The sequence below is a fragment of the Aureimonas sp. SK2 genome, from assembly GCF_029813115.1.
Lineage (GTDB): Bacteria > Pseudomonadota > Alphaproteobacteria > Rhizobiales > Rhizobiaceae > Aureimonas.
Genome location: NZ_JAPZDS010000009.1, coordinates 1 through 15644 on the forward strand (window position 1 = coordinate 1; position 15644 = coordinate 15644).

At 65.7% G+C, this 15644-nt stretch carries 14 protein-coding genes; 7 read left to right on the forward strand and 7 right to left on the reverse strand.

The window, feature by feature from the left end; translation table 11 throughout:
* The coding region (locus O5O54_RS12420; protein WP_279482100.1) for a methyl-accepting chemotaxis protein at window positions 1–1128 on the reverse strand (1128 nt) is incomplete at its 3' end.
* Window positions 1129–1310: 182 nt separating this feature from the next.
* Between O5O54_RS12420 and O5O54_RS12425 the strand changes: the two genes are divergently transcribed.
* A complete protein-coding gene (locus O5O54_RS12425) occupies window positions 1311–1526 on the forward strand; it encodes a hypothetical protein (protein WP_279482101.1) in 216 nt (71 codons plus the stop codon).
* Window positions 1527–1573: 47 nt separating this feature from the next.
* On the opposite strand, the gene O5O54_RS12430 is transcribed toward O5O54_RS12425, so the two are convergent.
* From O5O54_RS12430 to uvrB, 3 genes are all read right to left on the reverse strand, one after another.
* The gene (locus O5O54_RS12430) at window positions 1574–2569 is read right to left on the reverse strand and encodes a retron St85 family RNA-directed DNA polymerase (RefSeq protein ID WP_279482102.1); all 996 of its coding nucleotides are present in this window, start codon (window positions 2567–2569) and stop codon (window positions 1574–1576) included.
* Window positions 2562–3518, reverse strand: coding sequence for a retron St85 family effector protein (locus O5O54_RS12435; RefSeq protein ID WP_279482103.1), 957 nt, complete (start codon window positions 3516–3518; stop codon window positions 2562–2564). Before O5O54_RS12435 ends, O5O54_RS12430 begins: the two co-directional genes overlap by 8 nt.
* Before the next feature lie 180 nt (window positions 3519–3698).
* A complete protein-coding gene (gene uvrB / locus O5O54_RS12440; RefSeq protein ID WP_279482104.1) occupies window positions 3699–6680 on the reverse strand; it encodes an excinuclease ABC subunit UvrB in 2982 nt (993 codons plus the stop codon).
* Between the two features lie 232 nt (window positions 6681–6912).
* Here uvrB and O5O54_RS12445 point away from each other — a divergent pair, with 232 nt between their 5' ends.
* Both O5O54_RS12445 and O5O54_RS12450 read left to right on the forward strand, forming a co-directional pair.
* Window positions 6913–8106 (forward strand): extensin family protein, encoded by a 1194-nt coding sequence (locus tag O5O54_RS12445; RefSeq protein ID WP_279482105.1) that lies wholly within the window; start codon window positions 6913–6915, stop codon window positions 8104–8106.
* Window positions 8107–8213: 107 nt separating this feature from the next.
* On the forward strand, window positions 8214–8888 hold the full coding sequence (locus tag O5O54_RS12450) for a hypothetical protein (RefSeq protein WP_279482106.1): 675 nt from the start codon (window positions 8214–8216) through the stop codon (window positions 8886–8888).
* A 45-nt stretch (window positions 8889–8933) separates the two neighbouring features.
* On the opposite strand, the gene O5O54_RS12455 is transcribed toward O5O54_RS12450, so the two are convergent.
* Window positions 8934–9329: an acyl-CoA thioesterase gene (locus tag O5O54_RS12455; RefSeq protein WP_279482107.1), complete on the reverse strand. Its 396-nt coding sequence runs from the start codon at window positions 9327–9329 to the stop codon at window positions 8934–8936.
* Between the two features lie 115 nt (window positions 9330–9444).
* Between O5O54_RS12455 and O5O54_RS12460 the strand changes: the two genes are divergently transcribed.
* Together O5O54_RS12460 and O5O54_RS12465 are read left to right on the forward strand one after the other, a co-directional pair.
* Window positions 9445–10461 carry a DUF1176 domain-containing protein gene (locus O5O54_RS12460; RefSeq protein ID WP_279482108.1) on the forward strand — a complete coding sequence of 339 codons (1017 nt, stop codon included), beginning with the start codon at window positions 9445–9447 and terminating at the stop codon, window positions 10459–10461.
* Between the two features lie 106 nt (window positions 10462–10567).
* The gene (locus O5O54_RS12465; protein WP_279482109.1) at window positions 10568–11047 is read left to right on the forward strand and encodes a PRC-barrel domain-containing protein; all 480 of its coding nucleotides are present in this window, start codon (window positions 10568–10570) and stop codon (window positions 11045–11047) included.
* A 60-nt stretch (window positions 11048–11107) separates the two neighbouring features.
* Here the strand turns inward: O5O54_RS12465 and O5O54_RS12470 are convergent, their stop codons facing one another.
* On the reverse strand, window positions 11108–11725 hold the full coding sequence (locus O5O54_RS12470; RefSeq protein WP_279482110.1) for a glutathione S-transferase family protein: 618 nt from the start codon (window positions 11723–11725) through the stop codon (window positions 11108–11110).
* 342 nt (window positions 11726–12067) lie between these two features.
* Between O5O54_RS12470 and O5O54_RS12475 the strand changes: the two genes are divergently transcribed.
* Together O5O54_RS12475 and O5O54_RS12480 are read left to right on the forward strand one after the other, a co-directional pair.
* A complete protein-coding gene (locus O5O54_RS12475) occupies window positions 12068–12571 on the forward strand; it encodes a PAS domain-containing protein (RefSeq protein ID WP_279482111.1) in 504 nt (167 codons plus the stop codon).
* A 294-nt stretch (window positions 12572–12865) separates the two neighbouring features.
* A complete protein-coding gene (locus tag O5O54_RS12480) occupies window positions 12866–14071 on the forward strand; it encodes a pyridoxal phosphate-dependent aminotransferase (RefSeq protein ID WP_279482112.1) in 1206 nt (401 codons plus the stop codon).
* 52 nt (window positions 14072–14123) lie between these two features.
* Here O5O54_RS12480 and chrA read toward each other — a convergent pair whose 3' ends face one another.
* A complete protein-coding gene (chrA, locus tag O5O54_RS12485) occupies window positions 14124–15329 on the reverse strand; it encodes a chromate efflux transporter (RefSeq protein ID WP_279482113.1) in 1206 nt (401 codons plus the stop codon).
* Window positions 15330–15644: the final 315 nt, after the last annotated feature.

Sequence of the window (15644 nt, forward strand, 5' to 3'; positions counted from 1 at the left end):
AAGGCTTGCCGCCTGCTGCTCGGTGCGCTGGGAGAGGTCGCCGGCGGCCACCGTGATCTCGGAGAGGCCCGACCGCATGGCGCCGACGGCGGAGACGACCTGTCCGATCGTGTCCTCGAGCTGGGCGACGGACTGGTTGAACTGGGCGCGGATGGGTTCGAACTCGGGCGCGACGGCCCGGTCCATGCGGGCGGTGAGGTCGCCGGCGGCGAGCCTGGTGAAGCCGGCCTCGACGGCATGGACGAAGGCGCGCAGGTCCTCCGCCTTGGCGCTGTCGATCGCCGACTGGCGGTCGCGCTGCTCGGTCTCGCTCCGCCGCCTGGCATCCGCCGCGGCGGCCTCGTTGCGCGCCTTCTCGCCGAGGAAGGTTTGGAAGTCGCCGACCGCCCGGGCGATCTCGCCGACCTCGTCGCGGCGCGCCGCGCCCTGCAGGCGGACGTCGAGATCGCCCTGGGCGAGGGCGCGCATGTTGCTGGACAGGACGCGGATCGGGCGCGACACGGAGAGGACCACGAAGGCGGCGAGCCCGGCCGAGAAGAGGACCCCGACCCCCATCAGCGCCACGAGGATGTGCGTGCTGAAGGCCTCGATGCCGTCCGCCGTCCCGTTCTCCAGCGCGACCGACCGGTCGATCGCCTCCGAGGCGGCTTCCATGCGGCCGGCGAGGACGTCGAAGCGCTGGAGGAAGTCGTCGAGCACGGCCTGCGCCACCGTCTCGCCCCGGCCGATGCGATCGACGATCGCCTCCGCCGCCGCGATATAGTCCTGGAGCGGCGCGACGAGCTCGCCGAGAACGGCCTGGATCTCGGGTTCGGTGGCCAGCCGGCGGTTGGTCTCGATCGCCGACCGGAACTCGGCGGCATGTTCGGCGGTCTCCGCGCGGACCTTGGCGATGTCGATGCCGTATCCGCCGGTCCGGCCGACGATCGCGGACAGGGCATCGGCGCGCAGCGCGTCGTGCATCATGTCGGCCTGCATGTGGTTCTGCAGGATCCGGCCCGCCGCATCCGACCGGTCGAGCGCGGCGCCGAGCCGGCCCATCGACCAGAGGCCCATGCCGATGCCGCCGACCAGGAGGATCAGAACGGCGACGCTCGCCGCCAGAAGCTTCTGCCGAATGGTGTGCAACACGGAGATCCCTCGCAGTCCGACGATGAAGGATCAACGGTAAGCACGATGTGGTTAATCATTTAGATAGCCACCGGTTGCTGCGGGTGCGCGGTGGGGTTTGTGCGGGTATGACGGTGGTGGGGATGGGCGTTGTGTTTGTGCTGACGCTGACCGCGCTGCTCGCGCCGGCGTAGGCGATCATGCTGCCCTCCGGCCCGCCGCGCAACGCGCTGGAACAGCGGTTGCAGGACCGCGTGGACACGCAGATCCAGATCAACCGCGAGCGCGGCTTCTACAGCCCCGGCCAGATCCGCCGCCAGGAGCGCTACGAGCGCCGCCAGCGCGCGGAGCGGCGCTGGGAGCGGGAGGAGAGGCGTCGGTGGGAGCGGGAGGAGCGGCGGCGGGAGGTGTGGTAGATCGAGTTTACAAAGTTGAACCACCGTACAAAAATGGAAGTTTACTTCTAATCGGATTTCTGAGCGCGAAGTGCGGCAGGCAAAAGACGAGAGGACGGACCCTTCCACTTTTGTCGGGGCTTGATCCTTAATGTATCGTCTATAAATTCTTCGCCATAGTCTTTCTTGAGTTTGTCTAGGTATGCTGGCTCGACACCGTTTGCGAACGCTAGAAGCCCAGATAATCTTTCACGATCGGATAGCGATATTGTGCCAATTGACAGGTGATGCAATGCGGATCGTATCCAACGCTTTCTTTCGCTTCCGATTGTGACACGCCCATCATTGGCTAGGGTTAGTCCAGTAACGCGTCGGGAGAAACGAGTTGTTACGAGCGTCGTTTTTTCTTTGTTCAACTGCAGCTTTGGGAAGCCAGCTTCTTTAACTGCTTGACGAATATATTTTTCGATATTCCGCAAATGCCCAGCACGCGGAGCAGAAAACGTCATGTCGTCAGCGTAACGTGTGTACGTCACCTCATCGCGGGAAGCATGTTCCGCTAGTATGGAATCAAAATTATACATAATGACGTTTGAGAGGATAGGTGACGATGGCGCTCCTATCGACAACCGTAAAATTCGGCCGCCAGGTTGCCGCATAAACAAAAGGCGCCTTGTTAAATCGATGTCAAGTTTATCGAGATCAGTAAATTTCCTGCAGTATGTAATCCAGTCGTTCTCTGTTATACTCGGGAAGAAATCTTTGAAATCGAACTTGGCAATTGGAGTATGTCCAGCATGAGGAGTAGCGTTGTCTTTTAAGGATAAGCCAGAGCGGTAAGCGGTAGCCGCCGGATGGCAAGGAAGGAATACGAGGTATTCGCTCACAAGTGCTCGTTGGACAATTTTCAACTCAGCGGATGGCTGCGCAATTTCTCGGGAATCGCCATTCTTTTTAGGAATATAGAATATCTTGTAGCTTTTAGGCGCATCTCTGATAATTCTGAGCAGATTGAGTGGCCCAATGCCTGTAGATTGCGATAGTAAGCCTAGAATCTTAGACATTTTGATCAAAGCCTGCTGCAGCTCGTGAGATGCACCCAAATCTCACGGCATCCGTGTCCTTCCAAAAGGCTCTAGTAATCAACTCAAATTCTTTCCTCCTAATTGACTGGTTGTTAAATGGTAGGCTGGCGGCTTTCTTTTCTATATTTGCAACAAAGAACGTCCTCGTCCCAAGTTTCTCTATGGCAATCCAGCCGATGATCTTTGCGCAATGAAGCAGGTTATGAAGATCGTTCGTCGAGATGTCGACTTGGAAATCCATTAGTATTATATGTAGCTCATCGAAATCCAGCGCCCCGTACAGCTGAATGATGCCGACTGAGAACCTTAGAATATGGCCGTTGACATTTTTTGAGAAAGTAGATTTTTCTTTTATATTTCGTCTTCTATCGACCATGCTGTGATTTACAAGGTCGGTAAAGTTGTTTATATTTATACCGGAGAAGTCGCGAGCATTTTCCATTTCCAGATGTGCGAGATGGAGGACGCAAATCGCGCTGTCTCCATACCTCTCAGCCAAAATCTGAAGTGGCCCAAGTTTTACGAAGGAGTTGTCATTGAAATTCTTATCGTCCACCAAGACGATAAGTCTCTCGGCGATTTCTTCTGAAATTGCGAAAGCGCCAAGTTCCGCAGCGCTTCCATAACTCTCGGAAAACAATAGTATCAAATCTGACAACTGCGCCAAGTCTCTCTCTAGCGAGAGGATGTCGCGATAGTTTGCTGCGGGGAAAAATGCATTAATATCCTCAGCCATTAAGTAGTGAGCTGGAGGAAAAATGCGATCCGCTTCGAGACGCATGAATAAGTCACGAAACGACAGCGGCAGAATGCTTTGCACATCACAAGGCCCTCCGCAGACGAAAATAACGTCCGAAGGGTTGTGGACGCGGACATTGTCCGCATCCACGATTTTATGAAGCGAAGGCAGTAAGTCTTCGCCAATCACTTACCTAGAGGGCTCCGAAGAGTGTGGAGCCTTAAAAAGCAGCGCGGCCCGAAGGGTTTTAAGGATGCACACTCTTCGGAGCCGACCAGAAATTAACCAGTATGGTGATGTCAGACGAAGCATCTGACCATTCATTCGCGTAAGCCTGCCAAACATAGTGCTTGGGTCGTTAATGGTCAATCACCGCCCCGGCCGCCCCGTCTTCGCCTTGCGCCGTCCGCGCTTCTTCTCGTCCGCCGGGTCCTCGTAGCTCCCAAGCCCGATCTTCTCGCGGCGGATGGGCTTGAGGTCGTCGCCGGGCTTCGGGGGGAGGGGGCCTGAGGTGAGGGGCTTCTCCGTGCGGCGGACGGTCATCTCGTCCAGCGAGTTCTTGCGGAACAGGGTGCGGTTGGGCGTCGGCGTGTCGGTGCCGGGACCCATGTCGTCCAGCGAGGGCTTGGCGAAGTAGGAGGCGCCGTCGCCGCGGTCGGAGCGTAGGCCCACGTGGTCGCCGATGGCGGCATGGCCGCGTGTCGTCGGCGGCTTGATGCGGGCGGCGAGCGGTTCGCCGTTGGGGCCGAAGCGCGGGTTCTCCCTATTGCTGCCCGGTCTCTTGCGCGAACCGCCCTTCGACTTGGAGCCCCCGCCGTCCGAGAACATATCGACGTCGAGGTCGCGCGCCATCGGGTCGTCGGCGACGGCGAGCTCCGTGGCCTGGAGGCGCTTGATCTCGTCGCGCAGGCGCGCGGCGGTCTCGAAGTCGAGATCGGCGGCGGCGTGCCGCATCTCCTTTTCTAGGTGCTCCAGATGGCTCTTGAGGTTGTTGCCGACGAGCGCGCCCTCGGCCGCGTGCGCGCCGGTGGGCACGCGGACGTGGTCCTTCTCGTAGTACGAGTCGAGGATGTCGGCGATCTTGGCCTTGACCGATTCCGGCGTGATGCCGTTGGCGGCGTTGTAGGCCTCCTGCTTGTCGCGGCGGCGGTTGGTCTCGGCGATGGCGCGCTCCATCGAGCCCGTCACCTGATCGGCATAGAGGATGACCTTGCCGTCCACGTTGCGCGCGGCGCGGCCGATCGTCTGGATCAGTGAGGTCTCGGAGCGCAGGAAGCCTTCCTTGTCGGCGTCGAGAATGGCGACGAGGCCGCATTCGGGGATGTCGAGGCCCTCGCGCAGGAGGTTGATGCCGACCAGCACGTCGAAGGCGCCGAGCCGGAGGTCGCGGATGATCTCGATGCGCTCCAAGGTGTCGATGTCCGAGTGCATGTAGCGCACGCGGATGCCCTGCTCGTGGAGATACTCGGTGAGGTCCTCGGCCATGCGCTTGGTGAGCACGGTGACGAGGACGCGGTAGCCCTTGGCCGTGGTCTCGCGGATCTCGCCGAGGAGGTCGTCCACCTGGCTCTTGGCCGGTCGGATGTCGATCGGGGGATCGGTGAGGCCGGTCGGGCGGATGACCTGTTCGGCGAAGACGCCGCCGGCTTCCTCCAGCTCCCACTTGCCGGGCGTCGCCGAGACCGCGACGGTGGGCGGGCGCATGGCGTTCCACTCCTCGAAGCGGAGCGGGCGGTTGTCCATGCAGGAGGGGAGGCGGAAGCCGTATTCGGCCAGCGTCGCCTTGCGGCGGAAGTCGCCCCGGTACATGGCGCCGATCTGCGGGATGGTCACGTGGCTCTCGTCGATGAAGACGAGGGCGTTGTCGGGCAGGTATTCGAAGAGCGTCGGCGGCGGGTGGCCGGGCTGGCGGCCGGTGAGATAGCGCGAATAGTTCTCGATGCCGTTGCACGAGCCCGTCGCCTCGATCATCTCGATGTCGAAGGTGACGCGCTGCTCCAGCCGCTGGGCTTCCAGGAGGCGGCCGGCCTTGTTCAGCTCGACGAGCCGGTTCTTCAGCTCCTCCTTGATCGACTTCACGGCCTGCTGCAGCGTCGGGCGCGGCGTGACGTAGTGCGAGTTGGCGTAGATCTTCACCGACTTGAGGTCGTCGGTCTTGGAGCCGGTCAGCGGGTCGAACTCGTGGATCGCCTCGATCTCGTCGCCGAAGAGCGAGATGCGCCAGGCGCGGTCCTCCAGGTGGGCGGGGAAGATCTCGATCGTGTCGCCGCGCACGCGGAACGAGCCGCGCACGAAGTCCATGTCGCGGCGCTTGTATTGCTGGGCCACGAGATCGGCGAGGAGCTGGCGCTGGTCGAGCCGGTCGCCGACCGACATCTGGAAGGTCATCGCCGTGTAGGTCTCGACCGAGCCGATACCGTAGATGCAGGAGACCGAGGCGACGATGATGACGTCGTCGCGCTCGAGCAGCGCGCGCGTCGCGGCGTGGCGCATCCGGTCGATCTGCTCGTTGATCGAGGATTCCTTTTCGATGAACGTGTCGGAGCGCGGGACGTAGGCTTCCGGCTGGTAGTAGTCGTAGTAGGAGACGAAATACTCGACGGCGTTGTCGGGGAAGAAGTTCTTGAACTCGCCGTAGAGCTGGGCCGCCAGCGTCTTGTTGGGCGCGAGGATCAGCGCGGGGCGCTGGGTGCGCTCGATGACGTTGGCGACGGTGAAGGTCTTGCCGGAGCCTGTGACGCCGAGGAGGACCTGCGTCTGGTCGTTGGTCTCGGTGATGCCCGACACGAGGTCGGCGATGGCCGTCGGCTGGTCGCCCTTCGGCTCGTATTCGGAGGCGATGCGGAAGGCCCGGCCGCCTTCGGACTTCGAGGGGCGGTCCGGCCGGTGCGGGATCCACAGCTCGCCGTTCTTGAACAGCGGGTTGCCGGAGGCGATGAGGTCCTGCAGCGCCTGGACGGTGGCCGTGACGCCGCTTTCGGGAAGCGCGGCGGCGTCCTCCAGGCTGACATTCATGCCGGACACGGGGTTGAGGCCGGCGCGGGCGCGCTCCGCCGGCGAAGTCGCGACGCCCATCGAGGTGCCCCTGGCCGTCTTGCCGGGCTTCGACTTCGGCGCGTCGGCCGGGGCAGACGGCTTCTTCGCCTTCTTCGCCGGCGCGGCGGCCTTGCGCTCGGCCTCCTCCTCGAGGTTCTGCGCGATCCGGTCGGCCCAGCCGGACAGGGGGCCGGTGAGGGGCGCGCCCTCGAACTCGGCCTGCGGCGCCTCTCCGAAGCCCGGATGGAGGCGCTCGGAGGCGTCGGAATAATCGAGGAGCGGCGAGCGCTTGGGGGTCGTCTTGGGATCGGCCATGGGGCCGAATATGGGCCGGGAGAGGGGCGGAATAAAGGGGGAACGAAGGGGCGGATGTCCCGCCTGGGATGTCTGCGGATTTCCCTCGCGCCGGTGATGGGCGAAACCCGGAGTGAGACGTTCGTTGTTCGACAAAAGAGATTTGAACTGCCCCTGTTCATCATTCGCTTACCAAGCCGCCCCTATCCTCCCTTTCATCCGCTCGAGTTTCGCGGAACTGAGGGCCAGCCGGATGGTACCGAGTCGAACCGGATGGCGTATCGTCACGCTCGCCGTCGCCGTGTATGCGGCGGCGAGCGCCGACCGCCCGCTCCTCGCCATGGACTTCAAGCCCGTGCCGCCCGCCGACATCCCCGGCGAAGGGATGGTCGCGCGCGACGCGCGGACCGGCGCCCGGCTGGTCTGGGGCGCGCCGGTGCCGCCGGCCTATATCCCGAGCCCTTCGGCGGTGGACGCGGCGCCCGCCTATGCCGCGCCCGAGCCCGTGCAGCCCATGCCCGAACCCGTTCTCGCCGCGCCCGCGCCCGTGCCGGCCGCGCTGCCCGAGCCAGGTCCGGGCGACTACGGCCGGACCTACCCCGTTCAGGAGGCCGCGCCGCCCGCCCTTCAGGAGGCGGCGCTGGAGCCGCTCGGCGCACCGCGCGTGATCGACGACGGCGGTGCGCTGCCGGAGGAGGAGCTGCCCGACAGCGGCTTCGACCCCTGGGAGGGCTTGACCGAGCCAGAGGTGGAGCCGCCGCCGGAGCCCGCGCCCGCTCGCCCGGCCCAGCGCCGGAGCACGGTGCCGAGCTGGGCGTCGCTCGGCGGCGACCGGCCGCTCTCGCCCATCGCCCGGCCGCCACGCGGCGCCCTGGAAAGGGAGACGCCGGACGGCTATCGCCCGATCGCGAAATCCGAGGCCATGTGCCGGCGCGAGCTGAAGAAACTCGGCGTGCGCTTCACCGACATCTCCCCGCTCTCCTCGGGCCGCTCCTGCGGCATCGACGATCCCGTGCGCGTGACGGAGGCCCTGAAGGGCATCGCCATGTTGCCGCCGGCCACGCTGAACTGCCAGACCGCGCTCAACGTCGCCCGCTGGCTGCGCGACGACGTGAAGCCGGCTGCGCGCTGGAAGCTGTGGAAGCAGCCGACCGCGCTGATCAACCTCTCGTCCTATCGCTGCTCGCGCATCGCGGGCTCGCGCACCATCTCCGAGCATGCCGGCGGCAACGCTCTGGATGTCGGCGGCTTCCGCTTCGCGGACGGCTCGGTGGTCAAGGTGGAGCCGAAAGGGCCCTTCGCCTGGCGCGAGAAGCCGTTCCAGAACGAGATCCGGCGCGCGAGCTGCCGGCACTTCGGCACGGTGCTGGGACCCGGCTACAACCGCGCGCACCGCGACCATCTCCACCTCGATTCCAAGGTGCGGCTGCGCCCGGTCTGCAAGTAGGGCGGACCCGGCCGAAGAGCCCGGTTCGGTCCCAGGCAACGAAACGCGTCGCGGCACGTTTTGCGCGGCGTGCGGTATGCCGCCGTACGCCTGCATAGGACACGCTGATGCTGAAGCCCCTGACCCTCGTGGCCGTTCTCATGGCCACAACGGCGCCGATGGCGCACGCGCAGGACTCCGACGACTACGGCGACCGTCTCGAACGGGTCGAGCGAGGCGACGACCGCGGCGATCCGCCGATGCGCGATGTCCGCCGCGGCGACCGCTGGGCGATGGACCGCTACGACCGCGACGAGGATCGCGGCTCGCGCGACTGGGACCGCGATCGCGACGACGACCGCGACCGGAAGGACGACGACCGCGACCGCAAGAAGGACGAGGACAGGGAGCGCGACAAGGATCGTGACCGGGCCGAGATGCGGGACCGCGACGACCGCGGGCCGCGGGATCGCGACGACGACCGGGGGCCGCGCCGCGGCGGGCCGGAAGGTCGGGAAGGCCGCCGCGGGCCGCCGCCCCCGCCGCCGCCGCGCGCCGGCTTCGAGATCAATCTCGGCCCCGGCCAGACCATCCGCGTCGACTGCGGCGACGAGGCCTTCGCCCGCTGCATCGAGGCGGCCAAGCCGATCATCGACGCGGCCCGCGACATGCGGCCCGGCGGCCCGGCCGCCGCGGGCGGGCCGGAAGCGCAGGTGAGGCAGGTTCCGCCGCCGCCGGCCGATCTCGTGGCCCCGCCGGCCGGCGACGCGCCGCCTCCGCCGCCGCAGGCTCCGGCCAACTGACGCACGGAACGCCCTCTCTCCATGGGAGGGCGTTTTCGTTTCCGGTCAGGCGGGGTGCGGCGGCACCGGGGTCGGCTGCCCGGCCTCGTCCAGCGCCACCATCACGAAGCTGCCCTCGGTGACGAGCTCGCGGTGGTCCGAAAGATAGCGGCGCGCCCAAGCTTCCACATGCAGCGTAATCGAGGTGTTGCCCACCTTCTCGATGCGCGCGTAGACGCAGAGCGTGTCGCCGATTTTCACCGGCTTGCGGAAGGCGAGCGACTGGACGGCCGCCGTCACGACCCGCCCGCCGGCCCGCTCGGCGCCCCGGACGCCGGCGGCCAAGTCCATCTGCGACATGACCCAGCCGCCGAAGATGTCGCCCGCCGCATTGCTGTCGGCCGGCATGGCCTGCACGCGGATGATGAGGTCGCCCGTGGGCTGAGAGGCGGAATCGGACATCGGCAAGGTTCCCTGTGGCGGATCCATCCTACAGCGGCCGGCCCGCCTTGCCGACCGGCTTGCCAAACGGCCGGGGACCGGCACACCATGGCCCATGCCGCTTGGGGGACGTAAGATGAAACTGCGCATTCTGGCCGGTGCCGCGCTTCTGGCCGCCCTGTCGCCCGCCGCTGCCGAGAGGGGCGGGTCGTTTCGCGACTGGACCCTGTCCTGCACGCCGGGCCTCCTCTGCACCGCCGCGACCTTTCCGCAGGGTGGCAGGGAGCTGACCAGCTTCGGGCTGGAGCGGGGCGCGTCGGAGGATGCCCCGGTGCGGCTGCTGCTCGGCCTCGGCGAGGATCACGCCCTCTCCGGCGACGTCGCCGTCAAGGTCGATGGGGCGGACACGCTGACCCTGCCGGCATCGGCCTTTACCAAGGACACGGAGACGCAGCTCTCCGCGCGGCACGAGGGAATCCGCGCGATCCTCGTGCCGCGCTTCAAGAACGGGACCAGCGTGGAGGTGACCGCCCGGCTCGGCGGCCGGGACGTCTCGCAGGTCTTCTCCTTGTCGGGCGTCGTCGCCACCTTGCGCAAGATGGACGACGACCAGCGGCGGATCGGCACGCAGACTGCGCTGGTGGACCGCGGCGACAAGCCTTTGCCCGACCGGTCGGCCCTGCCGCAGGACGTCGCGGCGCCGGACGATCTGCCCGCGCCCGTGCGCGCGCTCTGGGAGGGCGCGGGCGGCTGCTCCGACAGGGATCCCGACGCGTTCGGCGACCTCGGCTTCTCCGTTCCCTTCGGCACGGACGCGCGCCTCTTCGTTCTCGCCTGCGGGATGCCGGGTGCCTACAACGCTCCCTCGCGCCTGTTCAGCCTGTCGGGCGACGCGGCGGACATCGTGCCGCTTGCGACGATGACCGCCGACGGGCCGGCCGCCGACCTCATGGCCTGGAACGTCGATCTCCAGGGCGACCGCCTGTCGTCCTTCTTCAAGGGGCGGGGCATCGGCGACTGCGGGCAGACCGCGACCTGGCGGATCGACACGGAGGCGGGCGCCGTAATCCTCACGGAAGCGCGCGAGAAAGCGGACTGCGACGGCGAAGGCGGCGATCCGGCCGAGTGGCCGCTGCTCTGGCCCAAGCGCTGACGAGGCGGTCGGGTCGGTGGAACCGATCGGCGGGAGCGGGCTTTAGCTGACATCGTGACGCACCCGATGGCGGAGCGTCGCAGACATCAGCCAAGAGGTTTGTTCCATGAAGTCCTTCGTTCTCGCCGCCGGCCTTGCCACGCTCCTGAGCGGCGCCGCTCTCGCGCAGACCTCCACGACCCCTGCGACGGACGGTGCCATGGCGCCCGCGACGACGGCGACGACGCCCGCCACGGCCGCGGCCGGCGGACCGTTCTACACCGTGCAGCCGCCCGCCGCCGGCCAGATGGCGATGAGCCACCTCGCCAGCGACCTCGACGACAAGGACGTCTACGGCGCCAACAACGAGAAGATCGGCGAGATCGAGGACTTCGTGATCAATTCCGACGGTACGGTCGCCGCGGCGGTGATCGAGGTCGGTGGCTTCCTCGGCATCGGCGAGAAGGACGTGCTCGTGAACTTCTCCGAGCTGCAGATGGCCATGGACGGCAACAAGATGCGCATCAACGCCCCGACGCTGACGCGCGAAATCCTGACTTCGGCGCCGGACACCGATCTCGACACGCTGTTCCCCGACCACGACTGATCGATCCCGCATCGAACGCAGGAAGGCCCTCGCCGAGAACGGCGAGGGCCTTTTCGTATCTCACGCCGCCGGCAGCCAGTCGCGCGGGCGAAAGCCCGGCAGCGACTCGATCCGGGCGAGCCAGGACTGAACGGCCGGGAAGGCGGCGAGGTCGAAGCCGCCTTCGGGCGCACTGGCGGTGTAGGGATAGAGCGCGATGTCGGCGACGGTGGGCGCCATGCCGCCGAAGAAGGGGGCGCCGGTCAGATGCGTCTCCATGACGCCGAGGGCGCGGTTGCCGCTCTCCAGCGTCAGCGCCATCCGCTCGGGCGTCGCCGCGGCGGCGCGCTCGGGATAGACGGTGAGGGAGCGGCGCCCGGCGATGTTCAACTCGTGCTGGTTCTGCTCGAAGAACATCCAGCGCAGCGTCTGCGCCCGCGCGAACGGGTCGGCGGGCAGGAACGGCGAGCCCTCCCCCAGGAACACGAGGATGGCGTTGGATTCGGCGAGAACCCGGCCGTCCTCGAGTTCGAGCAGCGGGCACTGGCCGACGGGGTTGCGCGCCAGAAAGTCCGGCGTGCGGGTCGATCCGTCGCGCGTCGAGACCTCGTTGTGGCGGAAGGGGCGGCCGAGAAGGGCCATCATGAGGCGCGGCTTGTAGCAGTTGCCGCTGTCCTGCATGCCGTGGATCGTGATCATGGCGGGTCTCCCGTGTCGTGTGCCCGGTACCTGTGCCGCTTCGGGACGCGAAAGACCAATTCCAAATCTGCAACAGATCCATCAGACGGTTCTATCGATCGGGTCGAACGGAAGGCCGCTAAATACTCGATACGATTGGCTCGAGACCGGTTTCGGAAAGCGCCAAAAGCGGCCCTGAGGGACGAAACCATCTAGCGAGACAAAGTCATCGTCATGGGTGATGCGCCGACGAAGACTGGACTCCTGACCGTAGGTCGCTAGGCCCAGTTGGCGAACATATTGCGCCAACTGGTTGTGCAAGATATTTAGGCATCTAGTAGGTCTCGTGTTGAAGAGGATGGAATGGACGGGCGCTCGATCTCCCTTGAAAGCGAGACTGTGATCGACGGCGGTTTGACTTGGACCCCAGCAACCGACTCATTTCATCTCGACGCCAACCTCGCAGTCATCCTGGGTTTCTCCGATCGGGGGCTGGTCGTCGATGGGCCAGTGTTTCGCGCTTGCATTCACCCTGCAGACCGGGAGCGACTTCGAGAACTCGGCAAATCTAGTTTGATATCCCGGAGGCCGGTGAAGACAACCTACGCTTTACGTGATCGATATGGGACTTATCGTGATGTTCGATCGGATGGATTCTGGATCGAAAACGAATCGGGCGAGGTTATTGCTACGTGTCAGCGGATCGTAGAAATCGACTACGCAAACGAGGCCAGAGCCGATCAAGTCGCTGATCTCGCTATCCACATCGTCAAGTTAGTTGCTGGGGCCGAAGGGCAGTCAGCCAAGGCGGTGAGTGAGCAAATCCAAATCCATCTACTTCGCCTGGATGCTGAGGGCAAACCTTAGGGGTGTTCATCTGGATAATGAGCGCAGCCAAGTCCGCAGAGGCAGGGCGCTGTTAGGTTCAGACCGAAAATCGACGACCATTTATCGTTGGCAGATGTTCGCCGAACCTCTGTGCCCGAATGACTGCAACGGTGAGCCGGAGCTTTTCGATTGGTTCGATATGCACTGCGCCCTTTCGTCTTGCGCCGCACCAATGAGCCGACTAGGGTCCGCCCGCCTCGGTCGGCAGCGGGTCCGGCGAGGTCCTTTTCCTCTTCCGACCCGCTTCGTCAGTTTCAGACCGGAGCCGTTCCCATGGCCTTTCTCGCCGCTTCCCTCGACCGCGTGAAGCCCTCCGCCACGATCGCCGTGTCGCAGAAGGCGCGGGAGCTGAAAGCGCAGGGCATGGACGTCATCGGCCTGGGCGCCGGCGAGCCGGACTTCGACACGCCTGACAACATCAAGCAGGCGGCCGTCGAGGCCATCGCACGCGGCGAGACCAAGTACACCCCGATCTCCGGCATCCCGCAGCTGCGCGAGGCGATCTCACGTAAGTTCAAGCGCGAGAACGGGCTCGACTACAAGCCGGAGCAGACGATCGTCTCGACCGGCGGCAAGCACGTCCTCTTCAACGCCTTCATGGCGACGCTGAACCCCGGCGACGAGGTCGTCATCCCCGCGCCCTACTGGGTGAGCTATCCCGAGATGGTGTCGCTGTGCGGCGGCACGCCGGTGGTGGTCGAGACGCGCCAGGAGAACGGCTTCAAGCTGACGGCGGAGGCGCTGGAGCGCGCGATCACGCCGCGCACCAAGTGGTTCCTGTTCAACTCGCCCTCCAATCCGTCGGGCGCGGCCTATACACATGCCGAGCTGAAGGCCCTGACCGACGTGCTGCTCCGCCACGAGCATGTCTGGGTCATGACCGACGACATGTACGAGCACCTCGTCTACGGCGACTTCACCTTCGCCACCCCGGCGCAGGTCGAGCCGGCGCTCTACGACCGGACCATCACCATCAACGGCGTGTCCAAGGCCTATGCGATGACCGGCTGGCGCATCGGCTATGCCGGCGGGCCGCTGAAGCTGATCAAGGCCATGGACATGATCCAGGGCCAGCAGACCTCCGGCGCCTGCTCCATCGCGCAGTGGGCGGCGGTCGAGGCGCTGAACGGCACCCAGGACTTCATCCCCAAGAACCGGGCGATCTTCGAGAAGCGCCGCGACCTCGTGGTGTCCATGCTGAACCAGGCCAGCGGCATCGAGTGCCCCTCGCCGGAAGGGGCGTTCTACGTCTACCCCTCGGTCAAGGGCACGATCGGATCGAAGACGCAAAAGGGCAAGCTGATCGAGACGGACGAGGATTTCGTCACCGCGCTCCTGGAGCAAGAAGGTGTCGCCGTGGTGCACGGCACGGCCTTCGGTCTCGGTCCCAACTTCCGCCTGTCCTACGCGACCTCGGATGCATTGCTGGAGGAGGCCTGCACGCGCATCCAGCGCTTCTGCGGCAGCCTGCAGCGCTGACGCTTCGACACGGACATCGGGAAGGGCGGCGGAGCGATCCGCCGCCCTTTTTTCATGCGAAGGACCAGACGGCGAGGCTGGCCACGGCCGACCCAGCCACGACGAGGAGCGGCGGCGCCTTGGCGAAGCGAAGGGCACCGAAGGCCGCCGCGACGATCAGGGCGTCGAACGCCGAGCCGATCGTGCCGGACAGGCCGAGACCGACGAGGGCTGCGGCCAGGAGGCCGACCACGGCGGCGTTGGCGCCCGTGAGCGCCAGGCGCGCCCCCGCCGACGCGCCGAGCCGCGCCCAGGCGGGAAGGGCCGCGACGAGAAGCAGGAAGCCCGGCAGGAAGATCGCCAGAAGCGCCACGGCCGCCCCGACGAGGGGCGTCGGGGCGGGCGCGGCGAGGGCGCCGAGAAAGGACGCGACGGTGAAGAGCGGGCCGGGCATGGCCTGCGCCGCGCCGTAGCCGGCGAGAAAGGTCGGCATGTCGAGCCAGCCCGGCGCGACGAGTTCAGCCTCCAGCAGCGGCAGCACGACATGGCCCCCGCCGAACACCAGCGCGCCGCTGCGGAAGAAGGCCGCAAACAAGGAGAGAACCGAGCCGGCCGAGGCGAGGAGCGGTGGAAGGAGGGCGAGGATCGCGAAGATGCCGAGCGCGATCCAGCCGGCACGGGCCGACACTGCCAAGCCTGGCGCCGCCGGCGGGGCGCCCGGCGCGGTGCGCCGGCCGAGCATGCGGAAGAGGAGGGCGCCGAGGGCGATGGCCAGGATCTGCGCGAAGGCGCCGGGCAGAAGAAGCACCACGGCGGCGGCGAGGAGCGCAATCGCGGCGCGCGGCAGGTCCGGCGTCAGCGTCCGCGCCATGCCGAGCACCGCGTCGGCCACGACTGCGACGGCCGCAAGCTTCAGGCCGTGGAGAAGCGCCGCGCTCGCCGGGCCGTCGAGACCGGCCGTACCGAGCGCGAAGGCGAGCATGAGGACGGCGGAGGGGAAGGTGAAGCCCGCAAAGGCCGCCAGCGCTCCGAGCGGGCCGGCCCGCGTCAGGCCGATCGCGAAGCCGACCTGGCTGGAGGTCGGGCCTGGCAGGAACTGGCACAGCGCCACGAGGTCGGCATAGGCCGCGTCGTCCAGCCAGCGGCGCTTCTCGACGAAGGCGCGTCGGAAATAGCCGAGATGGGCGATCGGCCCGCCGAACGAGGTCAGGCCGAGCGCCAGGAAGGCGAGGAAGACGGCTCCGGCGCCGTTCGGCCGGTCTGGGGCTCTCATCGTCATTCCGGTCTCATATGTCGATTCGATGAGAGACGGATGACAGGCGGACGTGCCGGGGCGGCCGCAAGAAAAAAGCCGGGCTCACGAAGAACCCGGCCGAAAAATAAGGGGCTTTCGAAAAAGCAAACCCTTGGGAGGAAACGGTCGGGAGCGAAGCAGCTTGGGAGGAGGTAAGCCCTCCGCGACCCGACTGATAATGAATATATATCGCGAATGACGGCGGACCAGCGTTCAAAGGGCATGTCTGCCATGCAGTGAGCGCATGCAACATTTGCGTGTGCGAAAGGGTGTCGCCCACGATCCGTCGATATGCGACTC